Here is a 22,315-nt window from a genome sequence, read left to right on the forward strand (position 1 = left end):
GTCTGACCCTCACAGGAGCATGGACAGGATGCTTCGGATGTTGCTACTTGGCGGTTCCGACCGCGGCGACATCCGACGGCTCGGTTTTCGTCTGGGCGTCCGATGCACCGACGGGCACGGCCGGCACGGGCGCCGGGTGGCCGCCTTCCACCCGCCCGTCATCGCGCACATCCCGCTGCATCGTCGCCAGCGCCCGGAAAAAGTCGATGATGTCGCGCACCCCGCCGATCGAAAACCACACCAGCGTCGCAACGGCGATGATCAGCGGGAACGCGATGGCCGTGATCATCCAGTAATGCGCCCACCACGACACCGGCCAGTCGAAAATGAACAGGTTCCAGAAGGTGATGACCAGGTTGATCGCCAGCAGCAGCATCGCCCACCAGAAGATGCCGCCGGAGACCAGCTTGTCCCAGAAGGTGAAGTTGGCATCGAACTTGAAGATGTTCTGGAGTGTGAAACGCTGCCGCAGGGTCAGCGGTGGCAGGGGCTTTTCTCCGGGCAGGGCGTAGGGGCCGCGATGGAGCAGGCGATCGAGGTTGTAATCCTGGCGGCAGGTCAACAGCGAGACCAGGATGTAGACGGTGAACGCGGCGCAGGAGGCGATGAACGCGACCTGAATGCCGTTCAACCCGAAACGCTCCGGCAGCGGCATGCCCCATTCGGCGAAGGTGGGTCCGAGGATGCCGGTGATCCATCCCCAGGAGACGCGGTTGGTCAGGGGGATGCCGATCAGCGCCAACGCCGAGCCGGTGATGGCGCCGGCCCACGCGCCGGCGGTAGTGCCTTTCCGCCAGTAGAGCCCGCCGATGATGACGGCGCCCGCGCCGGCGGTAAACACCCCCGCCGTCAGCGCCCACCACAACGCGATGTATTGCGTCTGCTGGAAGAAGAGGCTGAAGCAGAACGCGAAGGTCGCGACGCTTGCGATCGACAGCCGCAACGCCCAGATCTGCCCGCGCGTGGACATTGGCTTTTTCCGCAGCGGCAGGATCACGTCCTGCACCAGGATGCTGCCCCAGGAGTGCATGTGCCCCGAGTCCCCCGCCAGCAGCCCCATCAGCATCATCGCCACGAACAGCCCTTTGATCCCGATCGGCAACAGATAGCTGAGCGCGATCGGGACGGTCATCTGCTTCTTGAGGTAGCCGTCCTGAATCTGCCCGATGTGCTCCCTGATCGGCGCCGCCTGCGACGCGAACGACGGATGATCCATGAACGTCAACGCGCAAACGCCCAGCAGCAGGATCATCAGCATCCGCGCATACGTCCGCCAGTGGCCCAGCACGTGCCCCATGCGCGACTCATGCGCGCTCTTGGCCGCCGAGTTGAAGCCCTGCTTGTTCTGAAGCGCCATCGTCGTGTAGACGTTGATCAGCAGCGCCATGACGATGTACCAGATGTTGAAATCCTCGACCTCGTAGGCGTCGAAGGGATCGATGTGGGAATATCCCGGGGCGGCGTTGCTCATCACCTCCACCACCTGCGACCAGTCGATGATGAAGAAGACGGCGATGACGATGACGATGTAGATGGCATGGGAGAGGATGCCCTCGATGCAGTCGGTGACCATGAGGGTCACCTGCCCGCCGACGAGAATCATGAACACGGTACACGCCAGGTACCCGAGCATGATCAGCGCCATCGTGCTGAGGTTGACGCCGGCCACAGAGACGCTTTGTGGCAAGTCGAGGAAGTAGATGAAGAAGCGGGCGCTGACGGCGGGGAAGATGCCGTAGTTGAGAATGCCGGAAAGGAAGGCCAGCGCGCCCATGTAGAGCCGAAAGGCGCGGCTGTAGCGGGCTTCGAGGAACTGCGCCAGCGTAAGGGCGCGGGTCTCGCGGAAACGGTAGACGACGAACCCGGTGATGCCGATCAGCAGGATGACCGGGACCGAGATCTTCTCCCAGAAATTCAGCACGAAGCCGGAGACCAGAATCACCTCGAACTTGGACATGGTGTTGGCTAGGCCGGAGTCCGACTCTCCGCGCGCGTTGGCCAGGAGGTATCGCCCGGCGCATCGCCCGCCGGAAAGGAAGTCCGCGACGCTCCGGACGTAGCGGTGCGTGTAAATCGCAAACGCGACGACGAGGAGGATGGGCGTGGCGACGAACAGCCAGTCGATGGAATGCATGCGTCTGCAAACGATACGACGACGGGCCGGGACCACAAGAGGCAAGTTCTTTCGGGTTTGCGGACAACTATTTAGGTTTTGCGGCGGGCAAGGGATGCGTATTTGCTGCAAAGCGCTGGCTATCAGACGATTTGCCCTTGTGCATTTCCCCCATCCCAACTCGCGCTGGGCTTTAAGCGACAGCCCAGATCCGGATCGAGCCTCGCGGCCTCGCCGCAATTCCTAAAAACGTATCCGTGAAAAAGCAATGGAATGTCCGTCCTCGCCACGTGGGGCGGGGATATATTGCGCATCGGACGTGACGGGCCGGCGGACGAATCGCGAAACCGCGGCCTCGCGTCTTGGCGGATCGGTCGCTTGTCGTTGGTTTGCGTTGAGCACGTCACCCTGCGGAGATGGTTATGAGGACCATGTCTCACCCTCGCGCCCGCGCGTTCACCCTGGTCGAGCTGCTCGTCGTCATCGGCATCATCGCCGTCCTGATCGGAATCCTGCTGCCGGCATTGAGTCGCGCTCGCGAGCAGGCCAACACCGTCTACTGCGCCTCCAACCTGCGGCAGCTCTATCAGTGCACGCTGATGTACTCGAACATGTACAAGCAGTTCACGATGCCCTCGCGCATCGGCGACGGCAGCGCGCAGAGCAACTACTGGTGCGGCGTGGACGTGCTGGGGCCGCTGATGGGCATCAAGCGCGGCGCCGGCACGCAGCTCGAGACCCTCGAGCGCGTCAACAAGATGCTCAACTGCCCCACGGTTGACCGGAAGTTCGACAGCAACGTCAGTGTGTTCCAGACCGACTACACCTACAACGGCAACCTGGGCGACAACCGAGCCGCGCCGGGCACGGCGCTGTCCTATAAGAAACGCACGCAGGTCCCCAACAACGTCATCGTCGCCCTGGACTTGACCAACAGCGTCGCCAAGGACGACGAACGCTTCAGCAAGGTCCGCGAACTCGCCGCCACCAATAATGGGCAGATCCCTTATCCCCGCGGCGGGCGCCCGCACAAGAACAAGGCCAACATCCTGTTCCACGACGGCAGCGTGCGTCTCGCCCGCGCGTTCGTCCCCAAGTCCGGGATGTTCCTTCCGTCCACGGTCGATCCAACCACCACGGACCTGGACGACTGGATGATCGCCACATCGCAGTGGGTGAAAGGACGCCCCCTGCCGTTCTAATGTAGTGCCAGCAGGGTTCGGTGTTGCAGGGTCGGCATGGGCGTCGCAACTCGGGGACAGCATCATGGGTGAGCGAGTGAAGGTAGCTTTGGCTGGCATCGCCGGGTACGGGGACATGTATCTGACGGCGATGTTCGGCCCGGTGTCAGCGGGAGCGTCGCCGGGGACGCAGTCGCGGTTCGACCTGGTCGGCGTGGTCGATCCGGCGCCGCAGCGCTGCCGGCAGCTCGAGGAGCTGTGGGCACGGCGAGTCAAGATCTACCCCGACCTGCCGAGCCTTTATGCCGACGTCCGCCCCGACCTGCTCATGGTCGTCACCCCGATCCACCTGCACGCGGCCCACACCCTCTATGCCCTGGAGCGAGGCTCGCACGTGCTGTGCGAGAAGCCGCTGGCGGCGACGGTGAAGGACGCCAGGCGCATCATCGCCGCCGAGACGATGGCCAAGCGTTTCGTGGCGATCGGGTACCAGTGGTCGTTCAGCAAGCCGGTGCAGGCGCTGAAGCGCGACATCCTCGCCGGACACTTCGGACGACCCAAGCGCCTCAAGAGCATTGTCTTCTTCCCCCGCGGGCTGGACTACTTCAACCGCAACGACTGGGCCGGGCGGATCAAGACCGTTACCGGCGAACCCGTTTACGACAGCCCCGCCAACAACGCCGCCGCCCATTACCTGCACAACATGTTCTACCTGCTGGGCCCGACCCGGGAGACTAGCGCCATGCCGGTTTCGGTGCAGGCCGAGCTGTATCGTGCCAACGAGATCGAGAACTACGACACGGCGGCGATGCGGGTGATGACGGACTGCGGGGGGGAACTGCTATTCTACACGAGCCACGCGGTGCCGCCGCGCCTCGGGCCCATCGCCCGATACGAGTTTGAAGACGCCGTGATCAGCTACGAGGCCGAGAGCGGCGCCGGGTTCGTCGCGCGTTTCCGCAGCGGGCGGATCAAGCGTTACGGTGAGCCGAACCTGGAACGGCACTCGAAGATGTGGCAGGCGATTGAGGCGGTGCGGGCGAACGGTCACGGCGAGCCGATGGCCTGCGGGCCGCGGGCGGCCATGGCGCATACGCTGTGCGTGGCCGCGGCGCAGGCGTCGATGCCGCAAATCCGCCAGTTCCCCGCATCCATGCTGGTCAAAGAACCGGTCGGCGGCGAGGGGACTCGCGGCCTGATGATCTGTGTCAACGGTCTGCACGCAGCGATGGTCCAATGCTACGACCAGGGCATCCTGCCCCACGAGCACGGCGGGCTGGACTGGGCGGCGGCGGGACAAATCGTCCACGTGAAGGACAACCAGGAGATTTTGGAGGAGAAACATGAGCAAGTCGATCAACCCGTTCAGCCACGATCGCCAGTACATTCCCCACCGGACCTCTCGGCCACGCCACAATAGCCAGCAGTTGAGCCGGTTGTTGGCCTCTGCGTGCAGCGCCCTGGCAGCCACCGCGCAGATCGGATGGGCCGCCAATTCCACCTGGCTCGGAGCGGTCGATTCGGCCTGGGAGAACCCGGCCAACTGGCAGGGCGGCATCGTGCCCGGGAACAACTCCGGGCCGCTGGGCACCAGCACGGACCTGGCGTTTTTCACCGGCACCCCGCCGCAGACGACCATCGCCGTGGACGCCAACCGCAATGTCGGCACGCTTCAGTTCGGCTCGATCTCGCTGCCTGACGGCCAGAGCACGGCGTTCACGATCGGTGCGGCCGGTATCAATGGCGGCAACGCGATCTACCTGAGCAACGGCGGGGCGATTCACGTGCTGTCCACGCTGGAAGCGGCGGGCACGGCCAACGAGGGCAAGCAGGTTGTGATCAACGCGCCGATGGTGCTGACCGGCACGACCTTCTCGTTTATCAGCGACGCCGGCTCCAGTACCGAGACTCGCCCGGGGCTGGCGCTGTTCGGCACGATCACGGCCGCCGCAGGCGCCCCCACCACCCTCATCTTCAGCGCCGTCGGAGGCAATACAGGCTCGTCGCGCAACGAGAACCAGTCGGCCATTACCGATGGCCCCAATGGCGCGATCGTCACGGTCGTCAAAGAGGGCCCTGGCACCTGGGAGTTCAACCAGAGCGACACCAGCCCGAACACCTATTCCGGAGACACGATCATCAACGGAGGGATCCTGCGATCCTCCACGGCCGGAGCGTTCAACGGACTTGGAGGGTTCTCGCCCAACTCGCATTACATCGTCAACAACGGCGGGACGCTTCGAAACAGCGTGGTCGGCAGCGAAATCCGCAAGCTGACGATCAACACCGGCGGATCGTTGAGCGTCTCCAGTTCTGCTTCGACCACGTTGAAGATCAGGAGCAACAGCGGCCCGGCCCTGGTCCTGAATCTGATCAACCCCGCCAACTCCAACGACATCAGCTTCAGCCTGCCGATCACGCTCAGCGGCACGACAGCCAACGAGGGCGGGGTCACCCTGATCGCCACGCCCGGTCCGGGGGGAACCGGGCGTGTGAGCATCGGCGCCACCGGCAGCGCGTTCGACATGGGTTCGGTCGTGCGTGTGTTCGACATCGGCCAGGGAGCGGGCGTGGACCCGGGCACGGGAAACCCCAGCTACGACCTGCGGATCCGCGGGCCGGTGACCAGCCCGGCGGGATTCATCAAGACCGGACCGGGTTGGCTCCAGTTTGAAAATGCCACGCAGAACATCGGCGGGACGATCGAGGTGCGCGAAGGGCGGCTGCAATTCAACACCAGCGGCGCGCTGACCGGAACGGCGCCGATGCTGATCAGCGGGGGCGATTTGCGGATCAACGGCGGGCACACCCAGACCGTCAGCGCCCTGACCATGACCCGCGGGAGCATCAGCGGCGCCAATGACCTGAGCACGCTGGCGGCGGGGAACTTCACCTTCAACGTCGCCGCCGGCGACGCCGCCGATGTGGACGTGATCCTGGCCGACTGGAGCAATGGCTCGGCGGCGCTGGTGAAGAACGGCGCCGGGGTCGCGACGCTGGGGCTGGCCAACAGCTACACCGGCGGGACGACCGTCAACGGCGGCACCCTGTCGGTGCGGAAGTTCTCCAACGGCACGCTGGCCGTGAACGCGGGCGCCGTGGCCCAGGTGCGCTCGCAGGCGGTGGCCAATGATCCAGTCGGCGCCTCGCGACTGAACAACGTCTCGATCGCCTCCACCGGCAGGCTCGACCTGAACAACAACAGCCTGATTCTCAACAGCGCCAGCCTCTCGACGGTGACGGGCCTGATCAAAACGGCTCTGGAAAACGGCGGGAACTTCGACTGGGCCGGGCCGGGCATCGGCTCCAACAAGGCCGCCCAGCAGAACACCGCCGCCGGCAGCTTCCTGTACGGCCTGGGCGTGATCCTCAACGACCTGTCGCAGGTCGGCGGAAGCGGCCCGATCTATACGACGTTCGCGGGCGAGACGCTCGCCGGCAACGAAGTGCTGGTGAAGTTCACCTACTTCGGCGACGCCGACCTGTCCGGCAGCATCGACGCCACCGACTACAGCCTGATCGACAATGGTTACGTCAACAGCCTGTCCGGCTGGATCAATGGCGACTTCGACTACAGCGGATCGATCGACGCGACCGACTATGCGTTGATCGACAACGCATACGTGAATCAGTCGGGACCGCTGGGCGAGGCATTGATCGCCGAGCACACGCGGATGTTCGGCGGCGAATACCTTGCGGCGCTGCGGGCGATCCAGGCCGGGGCCATTCCCGAGCCCGCGTCGCTGTGGCTGCTGGCGATGGGCGGATGGTCGGCAAGGCGACCGCGCCGCCGTCGGTCCTGAACGGCAACTATGATGCGACAACGACGGTTGAGCACCGTTTCGCGCTTCAGCGGCGCGATCATCGCCACAGCGTGCGCGCCGCTCGCCTGGGCGCTGCCGGCTTTCCCGGGCGCTGAAGGATACGGCGCTAACGCCGTCGGCGGACGCGGCGGAGAAGTCTTCCACGTCACCAGCCTGGCCGATACCAACACCGGCACCTACTCATCCAGCGGCTTCAAGGGCGGGACGCTGCGTTATTGCCTCCAGCACTCATCCAGCCAGCCGCGGACGATCGTCTTCGACATCTCCGGCACGATCGTGCTGACCTCGAGCCTGACGATCAACCGCTCGAACCTGACCGTGGCCGGGCAGACAGCGCCGGGGCAGGGCATCACGCTGCGCAACTACACGTTCGCGATTTCCGGAAGCAACAGCACGCCGGTCAGCAACGTCGTGGTGCGCCACATCCGCAGCCGCAAGGGAAACCTCACGGATTCGGAAGATGCGATCGGCGTGCTGGGCGGCAGCGGGTCGCTGAGCACCGTCGCCACGAGCAATGTCGTGCTGGACCACGTCTCGGCGTCGTGGGGCGAGGACGAGGCCCTGTCGCTGACCAACCACAGCACGAACGTGACGGTGCAGCACTCGTTCGTCGCCGAGGCACTGCTGGGCAACGACGGCAGCGCCCACAACTACGGATCGCTGCTTCGCCCGCAGATCTCCTCGCGCTACACGCTGCACCACAACCTCTGGGCCAACAACATCAGCCGCAACCCGCGACCCGGCTCGTACTTCGCCACGCCCACCGACCGACCGCACTTCGACCTGCGCAACAACGTGATCTACAACTTCAAGGACCGCGCCGGCTACACCGGCGGCAGCTCGACCAGCGAAGGCCGCGAATACCTGGCGATCGATTTCGTGGGCAACTACACGATCGCCGGACCTTCCACCACCGGCAGCCCGAACATCGCGTTCACGGTGACCAGCAACGCGACGGCGTCGATCTTTCAGGAGAACAACCTGATCGATGCGGACAGGGACGCGGTGCGGGACGGGATCAACACCGGCACGGCGATGTTCCTGCGCAGCGGGGATGGCTCGATGACGCTGGCGACAAGCTCGGTGATCGACCCGCCGCCCGTGCCGGTGACCACCGAAAGCGCCTCGGCGGCATATCAGCGCGTGCTGCTGCGCGGCGGGGCGATGCCCTGGGCACGCGATGCGGTCGATCTGCGGATCGTCAATCAGATCAGGACCGGCGGCGGAGCCATCGTCAATTCGCAGGACGACGTGGGCGGCTGGCCAACGCTGATATCGATCTCGCGCCCGGCGGGTTGGGACAGCGACTTCGACGGCATGCCGAACTGGTGGGAACTGGCGCGCGGGCACAATCCATCGCTCGCTGATCACAACGCCACCGCGATCGCGGGCGACTACACAAATCTCGAAAAGTACCTCAACTACATCACCGCCACCAGCAACTGGGGCATCGATGCCGATGGGAGCTGGTCGAACCACGATAACTGGCTGGGCGGGGCGCCGGACGGCGCAGATGCGCTGGCGGGGTTCAATGCCAGCGCGCTCAGCCCCGGCTTCAGCGGACCGCGCACGGTCATCGTCGATTCGCCACGCACCGTCGGTATGCTCAGCTTCGACAGCCTCGCACCATTCACGATCGTCGGAACCAGCCCGATCACGCTGGACGATTCCAGCGGCTCGGCGGCGGTGGTGGTGCTGGCGGGCAATCACGCGATCGCGGCGCCGCTGAACCTGGCGGATAACACGGCGGTTGTGGTGATGCCGGCGGAAAGCACGCTGCAAGTGACCGGCGCGATGGCCGCCTCGGGCAAGATCATCATCAAGCACGGCGCCGGGGCGGCACAGTTCGAGAACATCCGGGCGGCGGGGCTGACCGTCAACCAGGGGGTTGTGAGCATCAGCCCCAAGCCGCAGGCAGGCAACCCCGCCGGCACCAGCGTCATGGGTTCATTATCGATCAGCCCCGGCGCCAGGCTCGACCTGAACAACAACAGCCTGATTCTCAACACCGCCAGCCTCGCGACGGTGACGGGCCTGGTCAAAACGGCTCTGGACAACGGCGGAAACTTCGACTGGCAGGGGCCGGGCATCGGCTCGACCCAGGCCCATGTCCAGAACACCGCCGCCGGAAGCTTCCTGTACGGTCTTGGTGTAGTCCTGAATGACCTGGCTCAGGTGGGAGGCAGCGGGCCGATCTACACGGCCTTCGGCGGGCAAACAACCTCTGGCGGCGAAGTGCTGGTGAAGTTCACCTACTTCGGCGACGCCGACCTGTCTGGCAGCATCGACGCCACCGACTACAGCCTGATCGACAACGGGTATGTCAACAGCCTCAGTGGCTGGATCAATGGCGACTTTGACTACTCGGGTGTGATCGATGCCACCGACTACGCCCTGATCGACAATGCGTATGTCAATCAGGTCGGCGCGCTGGCCGAAGCGATCATCGCCGAGCACGCGAAGATCTTTGGTGGAGAGTATCTTGCGGCGCTGCGGGCGGTGCAGTCGGGGGTGATTCCGGAACCCGCGGCGCTTGGCGTAATGGCAATTGGCCTCTTGTGGTCCGGGCGGCATGGCCGCCAAAAAACCGAGCAACCATCATGACGCGACGAATTCGAACGCTGTGTGGCCTTTCCGGCGCCACGCTGTGGTTGAGCTGCGCTGCGGTTTGTCGGGCGATTCCGGCGTTCCCGGGTGCCGAAGGATTCGGCGCCGAGGCACTGGGCGGCCGTGGTGGAGACGTGTATCACGTGACCACGCTGGCCGCCGATCCGAACCACGTGATCCCCGGCTCGCTGGAGTACGGGCTGTATTACAAGAACGTGCCCGCCGCCGGGCGGACGATCGTCTTCGACGTCGGGGGCACGATCTACCTGAACCAGGGCAGCACGCTGGACATCAAGAACATATCGAAGGTCACGATCGCCGGGCAGACGGCGCCCAGCCCGATCACGATCGTGGGCAACACGGTGCAGATCACCAGCAGCTCCGGGTCATTGACCAGCGATATCGTCATGCGCTACATCGCTGTGCGCAAAGGCGCCGGCGACGGGGAAGACGCCGTTTCGATCAAGGGTTCCGGGACGACGCGAAACATTATCCTGGACCACATCTCGGCGTCATGGAGCGAAGATGAGGTGATCTCGGTCACGCAGAAGGCCACGAACGTAACGGTGCAGAACTCGATCATGAGCGAAGCGCTGAACCCGTCCGGGCATGCCTACGGGTCGCTGATCCGGCCGACGGTCAACTCGCAGGTTTCGTATCATCACAACCTGTATTCGAGCAACAAGAGCCGCAACCCGCGTCCGGGGACGTACGACGGCGCGACGCTGGAGTTCGACTTCCGCAACAACGTCATCTACAACTGGAGCGACCGTGCCGGCTACACCGGCGGGGCCAGCGAGCCGGATGTCGAGCACGTGTACATGAACTACGTGGGCAATTACCTTGTGGCCGGGCCGAGCACGCCGTCCGCCGCCCGCGCCACGGCCTTCACCAAAGACGCCAGCAACGATCCACTGGACCTGAAGGTGTATCAGTCAGGCAACCGGATCGACTCGACCGCCGGTGCGACGCGCGACGGGATCGACACGGGATGGGCAATGTTCGCGAACTGGAACGGATCGGTGATGTCGGCGTTTCCCGATGCGGACAAGCGGGAGGCGGCGTTCGCCTATCCGTTCGGCACGACCGATTCGGCAGAAGATGCATACGCCAGGGTGATCGCCTCGGTCGGATCATTCCCCTGGGCACGCGGCATAACGGACCGACGCCTGATCAACGACGTGCGCAACTATACCGGCGCCGTGGTCAATGCCGTGCCGCAGCAGGAGTGGAATGAGCTGCTGAACGCGCCGATGACCAGCCGTCCGGCGGGATGGGACACCGATCGCGACGGGATGCCCAACTACTGGGAAGCGGCACGCGGGTTGAATCCCAACGTCGCGGACAACAACGGCGTCGGCCCGAACCAGTACACCCACCTGGAAAACTACCTGCACCACCTGACGCTCCAGGCGACATGGAATCTGGACGCCAACGGCGAGTGGTCGCAGTTCCTGAACTGGGCCGGAACGCTTCCAGACGCGATCGATGCGACAGCGCACTTCGCCCAGGGAATCACGGCGCCGCGGACGGTAACCGTCAGCTCGCCTCGCACCGTCGGACAGATCATCTTTGCCAGCCCTGTTGCCTACACACTGGCCGGCACCGGCACGATCACTTTCGACGTGTATGGCAGCGGGACGGCGGAGATCCAGGTCACCGCCGGAGAGCACACCATCGCCACTCCGATCGGGCTGAATGAAAACCTGAACATCACGGCGGCGGCGGGCAGCGGGCTGACGCTCAGCGGGGCGATGAACGCGGCGGGCAAAACCATCAACAAGCTGGGCGAAGGAGCGGTCCAGGTACAGCAGCTACGGGCGGCGGCGGTGAACATCAACGCGGGCACGCTGAGCGTGAACAACGGGCCCCAGGCCAACCATCCCGACGGAACCAGTGTGCTGCAAAGCCTGACGATCAGCCCCGGCGCCAGGCTCGACCTGAACAACAACAGCCTGATTCTCAACACCGCCAGCCTCGCGACGGTGACGGGCCTGGTCAAAACGGCTCTGGACAACGGCGGAAACTTCGACTGGCAGGGGCCGGGCATCGGCTCGACCCAGGCCCATGTCCAGAACACCGCCGCCGGAAGCTTCCTGTACGGTCTTGGTGTAGTCCTGAATGACCTGGCTCAGGTGGGAGGCAGCGGGCCGATCTACACGGCCTTCGGCGGGCAAACAACCTCTGGCGGCGAAGTGCTGGTGAAGTTCACCTACTTCGGCGACGCCGACCTGTCTGGCAGCATCGACGCCACCGACTACAGCCTGATCGACAACGGGTATGTCAACAGCCTCAGTGGCTGGATCAATGGCGACTTTGACTACTCGGGTGTGATCGATGCCACCGACTACGCCCTGATCGACAATGCGTATGTCAATCAGGTCGGCGCGCTGGCCGAAGCGATCATCGCCGAGCACGCGAAGATCCTTGGTGGAGAGTATCTTGCGGCGCTGCGGGCGGTGCAGTCGGGGGTGATTCCGGAACCCGCGGCGCTTGGCGCGCTGTCAGTGTCGGGAATATGGTCGCTGAAGCGACCGCGCCGCTGACGAAGTTGAACTGCTCAGGTTATGCGCGTCGCTGCTTTTATCACGTTGTTATTTGAGCTGGTCGTTGGAGAAGCGTTCGTGCACGCACAATCCGTAGATTCGTCTGTGTGGGTACCCGATCAGGGTGACGGGACCTACCGCAATCCGATCCTTTTCGCTGATTATTCCGATCCCGACGTCATCCGCGTCGGCGACGATTTCTGGCTGACCTCGTCGAGCTTTCACTGCACGCCGGGGCTGCCGATCCTGCACTCGAAGGACCTGGTCAACTGGACGATCGTGAACCATGCGCTGAAGAACGTTCCGGGCGAGCAGTACCGGCAGGTGCGGCACAACTGCGGTGTGTGGGCGCCGGCGATCCGGTTTCACCAGGGCAAGTACTGGATCTTTTTCCCGACGCCGGATGAGGGGATCTACGTGACGACGGCGACAGACCCGCGCGGGCAGTGGTCGCCGCCGCATTTGATGGCGGCGGGCAAGGGGCTGATCGATCCGTGCCCGCTGTGGGACGACGATGGCCAGGCCTATCTGGTGCATGCGTATGCCGGATCGCGCGCGGGGATCAAGAACCGCCTGCGCGTCGCGCCGATGGCGACGGATGGATCGAAGCTGATCGGCGAGGGCAAGATCGTGTTTCACGAGCCGGAGAAGCATCCGACGCTCGAGGGGCCGAAGTTTCTGAAGAAAGATGGATGGTATTACATCCTGGCGCCGGCGGGCGGGGTGTCGAAAGGTTGGCAGGTGGTGTTGCGCTCGCGCGAGATTTATGGGCCGTACGAGGACAAGATCGTGTTGGCGCAGGGTTCCACGCCGATCAACGGCCCGCACCAGGGGGCGCTGGTGGATCTGCCGAACGGCGAGTGGTGGTTCGTGCATTTTCAGGAGCGGCAACCGTATGGGCGAGTCGTGCACTTGCAGCCGGTGCAGTGGCACGACGGCTGGCCGTTGATGGGGATCAATCAGAACGAGCAGGGCGTGGGCGAGCCGGTGCTGCGATACCGCAAGCCGAAGGTGGATGGCCAGCATCCGATCGCCACGCCGCAGACCAGCGACGAGTTCGACGCGCCGAAGCTGGGGCTTCAGTGGCAGTGGCAGGCGAATCATGAGGATGACTGGCACTCGCTGAGCGCGCGGCAGGGCTGGCTGCGTCTGCCGGCCAGGCGCATTGAAGACACTGACTTGTACAACGCGCCGAACCTGCTGCTTCAGAAGCTGCCGGCCGAGAGCTTCGTCGCCGAGACGATGCTCCAGGCCAGACTCAATCCGGGAGAACTCGCCGGACTGACGGTGATGGGCAGGCAGTACGCGGTGCTGGCGTTGCGACAGAGCGGCGATAGGCGGGAGATTGTCTACATCGTCAACGGCACGGATGAGTGGGTGCAGCCGTATCGCGACGACGTGGTGCGCCTGCGGATGGAGCTGGCCAGCGGCGGGAAATGCTCGTTCAGCTACGCTCCGGTCGGCCAGGGGTTCCGGGCGATCGAGCGGCAGTTTCAGGCGAGTGACGACGGCTGGATCGGCGCGAAGGTGGGGATCTTCTGCGTCGCCACCGGCGGCGAAGCTCGCGGGCATGGCGATTTCGATTACTTCCGAATCACCGCGCCGTAAGGCTCGTCCACCCGCGCCCAGCCAATCGCCAATCGAAAACCGCAATTCGACGGAGCTGTGCGCGTGACTATGGGGCCGAGGCAAAGTGTGCGGGCCGGCTCGGGCATCACTGCCCCGCCCACTGCTCGAACTTGAAATCGTAATCCCACTCGTCGAAGTACAGGTTTCGCCCGTCCAGCTCGACTTCGCCACGCTGGAAGTCGGCCGGCTCGCTGCGAAGCGAGGGCTTGGCCGGGACAAGCTCGCGGCCGTAGTCCAGGTTCGTAATCAGGCGGTACGAGTCCTGGTGCCCGAAGTAGAATTCGCGGATCGCCGGATCGTCGGACTTCTGCAATCCGTAGGAGACGTCGGCGGGAAGCCAGCCCCAGGGGTGGACGTAGAACTCGGCCCAGTCGTGCATGTTCCAGCCGACGGGTTTGGTTTCCCATCCGCTCTGCCAGCGAGCGGGGATGCCCGCAGCGCGGCACATGGCGATGAACAGGATGCTCTGGATGCCGCAGTCGCCCCTGCGCGTGCTCAGGGCCTTGATGGTGAAGCTGGGGATCAGGCAATACTCTTCTTCGGCGCAGTAGCGGATGTTGGCGTCGATCCAGTGAAAGATGCGACGGGCTTTGGCGAGCGGGTTCGTCTCGTTGCCGATGATCTCGGCGACGGTCTTGCGGAGCTCGGGAGTGAATACGATATGGGGTGGGCGCTCGCCCAGGTACTGCCCGTCCCAGTCGGCGGGCAGAGGCCGGGCGTCCTGGTCGCGCAGGTTCGGATAGTACGCATAGGACACGTAGTCGAAGACGGCCTTGAGCTCGACCGGCCGGGCGGGGTCGTCGATCACGTGTTCGAAATAGAGGGTTCGATGGGGCCAGCCGTTGGGCGCGATCTTCGCATCGGGCGGGCTGGTGCTGATGAGCGTCACGTTTTTCTGCTGGCGGTATTCCTGAGCAAACGGCAGCCAGACGCGCAGCAGCGAGCCGCGTTTTGCGCCGCGGGCGCTGCCCGGAACCGTAAGCGTATACGTGATGCGGTGCCTGATCGGGGCAACCTGGACGTTGCCGGATCGGCGGGCCTGCTCGATTACGTACGCCAGACGATCCGTCAGCTTCCACTGGCCCGGATCCTGCTGAGGCTGAGGCGTGCGGCGGGTGATGGCGTCGGGACAGAAACGAAACAGATTCGCCGGCTCGCGGCGGAAGTACATCACCTGTCCATCAAGCAGGCGGTGCTGAAGCTGCCCGGCGTCGCGCCAGCGGGCAAGGTCGCCGGCGGTGACGTCGCGGATCTGCCCTTTGAGCCGCTCGAGCAGTTGGGTCTCGGTCAGGTTGTATTCCAGTCGAAACCTGCGGATCAGATCCAGCATCTCGGCGGTCTGGTCGGGCGCGACATCGGATGCCCCGGCCAGCAGTTGCTCTGCCTGCGCCAATTCGCCCCGCAGCACCAGTTGCCTGGCGCGGGCGATGGCTGGATCGTCACTGGTCCAGGCGCGTGAAGCGCCCGTTGGCCCGTCCTGTTCGCGCAGCATTTGTGTTGTTGTCGCAGTCGCGGCTGAGACGCTCATGAGGCTCCCGATGAGCAGGCCGGATAGGATCATTCGCGGATCTGTCCGCACGAAGCGGATGATATTGCGGCGGCCGGTCGGATTCCACGACGGCCAAGGCAGGGCGTGGCCGGATTTTCAGCAGCGTGCCGCGATGCCGCCTGCGTCACGGGCATGCGAACGGCCACCGCACGGGCGCCCGTGATACCGTCAGCCGACATTCAGCCGCAGGACGCCGTCGCTCGCCTTCGTGATGATCGCAGCTTCGTGGTTGTTCGGCGGAGGTACAGCCGGGCGGCTTTGATTGCACCGTACACCTTCCTTACAATTGTTGGTTTGTCCTGATCCGCTTGTTCCACGGTTTTACCGGCATGAAGCAAGGCAAGTACATTCGCATCCGCGGCGCGCGGGAGCATAACCTCAAGAACATCGACGTGGACATTCCGCGCGACCGGCTGGTCGTGATCACCGGCCTCAGTGGCAGCGGCAAGTCCACGCTGGCATTCGACACGGTCTACGCCGAGGGACAGCGCAAATACGTCGAGTCGCTGTCGGCGTACGCGCGGCAGTTCCTCGAGCAGCTCCAGAAGCCGGATATCGACGAGATCGAAGGCCTGCCCCCCACCATCGCCATCGAGCAGCGAAGCGCCTCGAGCAACCCGCGTTCGACAGTGGCCACGACGACGGAAATCTATGACTACCTGCGCGTGCTGTTCGCCCGCGCCGGAACCCCCCACTGCTGGGAATGCGGACGGCCGATCAGCTCTCAGTCGGCATCGCAGATCGTCGATGCGGTGATGAAGTATCCGCCGGGGACCAAGGTGATGATCCTCTCGCCGCTGGTGCGCGGCCAGAAAGGTGAGCACCGGGAGGTTTTCGCGGCGATTCACAAGCAGGGGTTTGTGCGGGCGCGGGTCGATGCTCAGATCATCGAGCTTCAGCGCCCGGAGAACGCGCCACAGCTCAAAAAGACGTTCACTCACAGCATCGAGGCGGTCGTCGATCGCATCGTGCTCAAGCCGGAGATTCGATCGAGACTGGCCGATTCGATCGAGACGGCGACGCGGTTTTCGCAGGGTCTGGTCATCGTCGCGATCGCTCAGCCGGACGGCTCATGGCAGGATCAGGTCTTCTCGGAGAAATTCGCCTGCCCGCTGCACCCGCACGTCAGCCTGCCGGAGCTGGAGCCGCGGCTGTTCAGCTTCAACAGCCCGCACGGCGCCTGCCCGGAATGTCACGGGCTGGGCACGCTCAACGAATTCGATCCCGAGCTGATCGTGCCGGATGAGTCGCTTTCGCTGGAAAACGGCGCGGTGGAGGCGTGGCGCAAAAACGGCAAGCGGATGAACATCTACTACAGCCGCGTCCTGCGGCAGTTCTGCCGGGATTTCGGCGTCAGCTACACCATGCCGTACAAAGATATCCCCAGGAAAGTCAAAGACGTGCTGATGTACGGCACGGAGAGAAAAGGAGACCTGGGCACGGGCACGTGGTTCGAAGGCGTGATCCCCAACCTCCAGCGACGCTTCGAAAACACCGAGTCGGAGTGGGTCAAGGCCAGGCTCATCCAGTATATGTCGGAGCAGCCGTGCAAGGTGTGCAACGGCACGCGACTCCAGAAAGCCGCGCTGGCGGTAAGACTGCACACTCGCGAAGACGACTTCTGTGTCACAGACGCGCCACAAGCCAATGAGCCGAAGCAGACCAACACGAATGGGAACTCCAGAGCTGCCCAGCACGGGCGGGAGCCGCGTGACACAGCGGCCGCCAGCCCGCCGCAACTGCCCGGTTACTCCATCCACGACGTCTCGAGGATGACTGTCGAGCAGGCCAAGCGGTTCTTCGACAACCTCAAGCTCAGCGAGGAGGGCCAGAAGATCGCCGAACCCATCGTCCGCGAGATCGGGGCCAGGCTGGGGTTCATGGTGGATGTGGGGCTTGGATACCTGACGCTGGATCGCAAGACCGGGACGCTGTCGGGCGGCGAAGCGCAGCGCATCCGGCTGGCCACGCAGGTCGGCAGCGGGCTGGTCGGGGTCTGCTACGTTTTGGACGAGCCGACGATCGGTCTGCACCAGCGCGACAACCACCGGCTCATCCGCACGCTGCACCGCCTGCGCGACATCGGCAACACGGTGCTGATGGTCGAGCACGACGAGGACTGCATCCGCGCCAGCGACTACCTGATCGACATCGGCCCCGGCGCCGGCGCGCATGGCGGGCAGGTCGTCGTCGAGGGTCCGGTTGCCGAGCTGCTCGATCCGCAATCCCAGGTTCGCAACGCGCAGTCGATTACGCTGAAGTACCTGACCGGCGAATGCGCGATCCTGGCCCCGCGGGTCCGCCGGCCAGTCGATCCGGACGCGGCCTGCATCGAAATCAAGGGCTGCCGCGAGAACAATCTCAAGAACATCGACGTGAGGATTCCGCTGGGCGGGATCGTCTGCATCACCGGCGTCAGCGGCTCGGGCAAGAGCACGCTGATCAACCAGACCCTGCTGCCGGCGCTGAAGCGAAAACTGTACGGCTCGAAGGTCAAGGCCGGCGCGTTCAAGAGCATCAACGGCGTGAGCAGGATCGACAAGGTGATCGAGATCGACCAGTCGCCGATCGGTCGCACGCCGCGATCCAATCCCGCGACCTACACCGGCGTGTTCGACGAGATCCGGCGAGTCTTCGCCAGTACCCGCGAGGCCAAGATCCGCGGCTACGAGGCCGGGCGGTTCAGCTTCAACGTCAAGGGCGGCCGCTGCGAGGCCTGCCAGGGCCAGGGCACCAAGTGCATCGAGATGCACTTTCTGCCCGATGTGTACGTCAACTGCGAGGTCTGCCACGGCACCCGCTACAACGCCGAAACGCTGGAGATCCATTACCGCGGCAAGACAATCGCCGACGTGCTGAACATGACCGTCGAGGAGGCCCTGAGCTTCTTCGAGAACTTCCCCCGCATCTATCAGATGCTCAAGGCGCTCAACGACGTGGGTTTGAGCTACATCAAGCTCGGGCAGCCGAGCACGCAGCTCTCCGGCGGCGAGGCGCAGCGCGTGAAGCTGGCGACCGAGCTGGGCAAGACCCCCACCGGGCACACCCTGTACATGCTCGACGAGCCGACCACCGGGCTGCATTTTGCCGACATCCACAACCTGCTGAACGTGCTCAATCGTCTGGCGGATATGGGCAACACGATCCTGATCATCGAGCACAACCTGGACGTGATCAAATGTGCCGACTGGATCATCGACATGGGACCCGAAGGCGGCGACGCCGGCGGCCGGATCGTCGCCACCGGAACGCCCGAGCAGATCGTCCAGGCCGGCAACAGCTACACGGCCCAGTTCCTGCGGCACAAGCTACAGGCACCCGTGGCCTCCGCCCAACCGCTGGCGGCGACGGCGTGACCCAACAATCCTGACATTTTGCCCCGCCAGCGGCCAGCAATCCCGCCGCGCCCGCTGCCGGCCGGCAACGCGCCTCGTCCGAACCGCCAGAAAGGTGTAAACTGAATCGTGGCCGGTTCGTACAGCCGTATGTGGTTTGGGAAGCATCATTCGCGGAAGGCACAGGCTTTGGTCGGCTCGCGCCGTTCATTCGCCTGCGCCGAGCCGCTCGAGCAGCGCCTGCACCTGGCGGACGTGGCGCGGTTTGTCCACGTCTACGTCTTCTACGACACCAACCGCGACGGCATTCGCCAGGCCGGAGAACCGGGAATCAAAAACTGGCCCGTGACGATGCGCGGCTTGAGCTACAGCGGCGGGCCGGCGCCGGACACGGCCAGCGGCTATACCAACTCCGTCGGGCGCGTCAGCTTCGTCGATCATTCTCAGTTCGATTTTTTCCCCGCTTCGGCGCTGGCGATCATCGGCGCCAACGGTCGCTACCGCACCACCAGCGGGCAGCGCAAGAACCTGGCCGGGCAGTGGTACGGCTACGCCCAGCCGCGAATCAACTTCGCGATGACCGACATCGGGCCGGTCAGCGGCAGGCTGCTGAACAGCTTCACGCTCGCCGACGGCACGCCGGTGAACACGCCGCTGACCGGGAGGACCGTCTTCGCCGACGACAACCGCAACGGCGTGTTGGATCGCGGCGAAGCCAGCGGCACGACCGACCTCAACGGCAAATACACCCTGACCCTTCGCTCCGGCACGCACACGATCCGGGCGATTCCCGGACAATCGGGCGACTGGACCGCTGCCCCGGGAGAGGCGCTGGCCCATAAGGTCTCAGTGTATCAGGATCGTCCGCTGCCGACGTTCTCGGCCACATTGATCGATCCGACGATCATCGACGTGGTTGTCGCCTACACCGACAACGCCGCCGAGCAGCGCAGCGACAGCCAGATGCGCGCTCACGTGCAGTCGCTTTTCAACGACGCCAACGGCGTGTTCGCCAACAGCGACACCAACGTGCTGCTGAACCTGAAGGACACGCTGCGCGTCCGCTATGCCGAGTCGGGCAATCTGCACACCGACCTGGAACGGCTGCGCAGTCCCTCCGATCATCGCCTGGACGAGGTCGTCAGCTTCCGCGACACCCGCAAGGCGGACCTGGCCATGCTGCTGGTGGGCGGGGGACAGGCCGATGGAGAGGTGATCGGCGTGGCGTATCAGTTCGCCCGCGGCAGCGGCTCGGATACGCTGGCGTACAGCGTGGTGGCGCTTCAGGACGACGCTGATTCCGACGCGTTCACCATCGCCCACGAGATCGGGCATAACCTCGGCGCCGGGCACGACCGAGACCACGCCGAGGGCGACGCCGCCCCCATCGCCAGCTATGCCTACGGCTACCGCTACCGCGCGCTGAACGGGCGAACGTATCAGGACGTGATGGCCTACGGGTCAGGGATCGTGCTGCCGTTTTTCTCCACGCCGCGGTACAGCTATGCCGGCAAGCCCATCGGCAGCGCCGCCTCCGCCGACAACGCCCGCATCATCCGCGAACTCGCCGACGAAGTCGCGGCGTATCGTTAGCCCCTCACAACAGGAGCCGTGACACCCAAGTGTCCCGGCCCGGCGTTTGCTCACTCTCCCGGTCACGATGAAACGCACGAGTCGTGCAGGGTGCGCCATCAATGTGCCATGCTTGAACTTGACCATGAGCATTCTGCGACAGGTGACCAGCCCGCCAAGCCGTCGCGGCGCGCCAGGCAGCGGCGATCTGGCTGGCGAATTGTCGGCATCATGCTGCTTGCGCTTGCGGCCCTGCTGGGCGCGGCGCGCATTTTCCTCCCCACCGCCGTGCGATGGTACGTCAACCGCGTCATCGACCGCAGCCCGCTGTACGATGGCTCGGTTGGCGACATCGACCTTTACCTGTGGCGCGGCGCTTACTCCATCGAAGACGTCCGCATCGTCAAGACTACTGGAAATGTCCCCGTGCCTCTGTTCGCCTCGCCTCGCGTCGATTTCTCGCTTCAGTGGGATGCCCTGCTGCATCGCAAGCTCGTCGGGCAGATCACCATGCATCGCCCGCAGCTCAACTTCGTTGATGGCCAAAGCCAGGGCGAAGACCAGACCGGCGCCGGCGGTCCCTGGCTGGAGATCATCCGCGATCTGTTCCCCTTCAGGATCAACTCCGCCGAGCTTCACGACGCCTCGATCCACTTCCGCGCCTTTGACACCGATCCGCCCGTCGACGTCTATCTGGGCGAGCTGCGCGCAACGATCACCAACCTGACCAATATCTACGACGAAGTCACACCCCTGGTCGCCACCGTCAACGCGAACGGACTGGCGATGGATCAGGCCAGATTCGAGTATGTCATGAAGCTGGACCCGTTCTCGTACCGCCCGACCTTCGAGCTGGCGATTCGCCTGCTCGGGCTGGACGTGACCAGGACCAACGCGCTGGCGCGGGCGTACGGCGCGTTCGATTTCGAGCGCGGCTGGTTCGATCTGGTCGTCGAGCTCAACGCCAGCGAAGGGCAAGTCAAAGGTTATGTAAAACCGCTGTTCCGCAACCTCAAGGTGCTGAGCCTTCGCAGGGACATACCCGAGGACAACGTGCTGGAGGTGTTCTGGGAGGCGCTGGTGGGAATTACCACGGAGCTGCTGGAGAACCAGCCTCGCGACCAGTTCGGCACGATGATCTCGCTTCGGGGGGACCTGACGGACCCCGACACGAACCTGCTGGAGATCATCGGCAACATCCTGCGCAACGCCTTCATTCGCGCCTACCTGCCCAGACTCCAGGGGACCGCAACGCAGATCGACTGGCTCCAGTTCAGTCCTGCTCAGGTGAGCGATCCGGACTATCTCGGTGACTAATGCGAGGAAACATGGACCGAAACCTGAATCGATTCGGAATCATGGCCTGGATCCTTGTGGCGCTGGTTGCTGGCTGCGCCAGCGAAGACAAGGAGGATCGCGATTTCTTCACTTCCGGCTCGCGCGAGGCGGATCAGCGCGCCCAACAGCGCGTCGCGAAGGTGCAGCAGCTTCGAGGCGAAGGAACCGACGGGCAGAACGCCGACTCAGAGAATGTGAAAAAGTCGCTCTACGAGCGGCTCGGCGGCGAAGAGGGAATCCGGCTCATCGTGGACGACTTCGTCGCCCGCGCGATGGCCGATCCACGCGTCAACTGGGAACGCAAAGGCGTGCAGCGTGGCGGGTTTTTGGGCATCGGCGATCGTTCCGCCGAGTGGAAGCCCGAACCCGCCAGTGTCCAGACGCTCACGAAACACATCACTCAGTTCATCGCCCTGGCCACCGGCGGCCCCACGACCTACGAAGGCCGCGACATGAAGCAAGTCCACCGCGGCCTGAGGATCACCAATGCCGAATTCGACGCCGCCATCGGCGACCTCAAGGCCACCCTCGACAAGTTCAAGATCCCCACCGAGGAGCAAAAGGAGCTGCTGGCGATTCTCGAAAGCACCCGACCCCAGATCGTCGAGCAGCGCTGATCGA

Annotated in this window: 12 protein-coding genes; 10 read left to right on the top strand and 2 right to left on the bottom strand. The window is 64.3% G+C overall.

Features of this window, described 5'->3' with window-relative positions; translation table 11 throughout:
* Window positions 1-43: 43 nt before the first annotated feature.
* Window positions 44-2,134: a sodium:solute symporter family protein gene (locus tag ACQS5P_RS09680; protein WP_428940684.1), complete on the bottom strand. Its 2,091-nt coding sequence runs from the start codon at window positions 2,132-2,134 to the stop codon at window positions 44-46.
* Between the two features lie 410 nt (window positions 2,135-2,544).
* Here ACQS5P_RS09680 and ACQS5P_RS09685 point away from each other — a divergent pair, with 410 nt between their 5' ends.
* The 6 genes from ACQS5P_RS09685 to ACQS5P_RS09710 all read left to right on the top strand — a co-directional run bounded on the left by ACQS5P_RS09685 (window position 2,545) and on the right by ACQS5P_RS09710 (window position 13,879).
* A complete protein-coding gene (locus ACQS5P_RS09685) occupies window positions 2,545-3,315 on the top strand; it encodes a prepilin-type N-terminal cleavage/methylation domain-containing protein (protein WP_428940685.1) in 771 nt (256 codons plus the stop codon).
* A gap of 64 nt (window positions 3,316-3,379) precedes the next feature.
* Window positions 3,380-4,714, top strand: a complete 1,335-nt coding sequence (locus ACQS5P_RS09690; RefSeq protein WP_428940686.1) for a Gfo/Idh/MocA family protein — start codon at window positions 3,380-3,382, stop codon at window positions 4,712-4,714.
* On the top strand, window positions 4,638-7,097 hold the full coding sequence (locus ACQS5P_RS09695; RefSeq protein WP_428940687.1) for an autotransporter-associated beta strand repeat-containing protein: 2,460 nt from the start codon (window positions 4,638-4,640) through the stop codon (window positions 7,095-7,097). Before ACQS5P_RS09690 ends, ACQS5P_RS09695 begins: the two co-directional genes overlap by 77 nt.
* Window positions 7,098-7,106: 9 nt before the next feature.
* Window positions 7,107-9,722 carry a hypothetical protein gene (locus ACQS5P_RS09700; RefSeq protein ID WP_428940688.1) on the top strand — a complete coding sequence of 872 codons (2,616 nt, stop codon included), beginning with the start codon at window positions 7,107-7,109 and terminating at the stop codon, window positions 9,720-9,722.
* Window positions 9,719-12,271: a hypothetical protein gene (locus ACQS5P_RS09705; RefSeq protein WP_428940689.1), complete on the top strand. Its 2,553-nt coding sequence runs from the start codon at window positions 9,719-9,721 to the stop codon at window positions 12,269-12,271. Before ACQS5P_RS09700 ends, ACQS5P_RS09705 begins: the two co-directional genes overlap by 4 nt.
* Window positions 12,272-12,376: 105 nt before the next feature.
* Window positions 12,377-13,879, top strand: coding sequence for a glycoside hydrolase family 43 protein (locus ACQS5P_RS09710; RefSeq protein WP_428940690.1), 1,503 nt, complete (start codon window positions 12,377-12,379; stop codon window positions 13,877-13,879).
* A gap of 106 nt (window positions 13,880-13,985) precedes the next feature.
* Here ACQS5P_RS09710 and ACQS5P_RS09715 read toward each other — a convergent pair whose 3' ends face one another.
* Window positions 13,986-15,392, bottom strand: coding sequence for a transglutaminase-like domain-containing protein (locus tag ACQS5P_RS09715; protein WP_428940691.1), 1,407 nt, complete (start codon window positions 15,390-15,392; stop codon window positions 13,986-13,988).
* Between the two features lie 386 nt (window positions 15,393-15,778).
* Here ACQS5P_RS09715 and uvrA point away from each other — a divergent pair, with 386 nt between their 5' ends.
* The 4 genes from uvrA to ACQS5P_RS09735 all read left to right on the top strand — a co-directional run bounded on the left by uvrA (window position 15,779) and on the right by ACQS5P_RS09735 (window position 22,311).
* The gene (gene uvrA / locus ACQS5P_RS09720) at window positions 15,779-18,805 is read left to right on the top strand and encodes an excinuclease ABC subunit UvrA (RefSeq protein ID WP_428940692.1); all 3,027 of its coding nucleotides are present in this window, start codon (window positions 15,779-15,781) and stop codon (window positions 18,803-18,805) included.
* Window positions 18,806-18,973: 168 nt separating this feature from the next.
* A complete protein-coding gene (locus ACQS5P_RS09725; protein WP_428940693.1) occupies window positions 18,974-20,377 on the top strand; it encodes a reprolysin-like metallopeptidase in 1,404 nt (467 codons plus the stop codon).
* Between the two features lie 210 nt (window positions 20,378-20,587).
* Window positions 20,588-21,673 (top strand): DUF748 domain-containing protein, encoded by a 1,086-nt coding sequence (locus ACQS5P_RS09730; RefSeq protein WP_428940694.1) that lies wholly within the window; start codon window positions 20,588-20,590, stop codon window positions 21,671-21,673.
* Window positions 21,674-21,714: 41 nt separating this feature from the next.
* Complete coding sequence (locus tag ACQS5P_RS09735; protein WP_428940695.1) at window positions 21,715-22,311, top strand: group I truncated hemoglobin; 597 nt, start codon at window positions 21,715-21,717, stop codon at window positions 22,309-22,311.
* Window positions 22,312-22,315 lie beyond the last annotated feature (4 nt).

Source organism: Fontivita pretiosa, from assembly GCF_050410795.1.
GTDB lineage: Bacteria > Planctomycetota > Phycisphaerae > Tepidisphaerales > Tepidisphaeraceae > Fontivita > Fontivita pretiosa.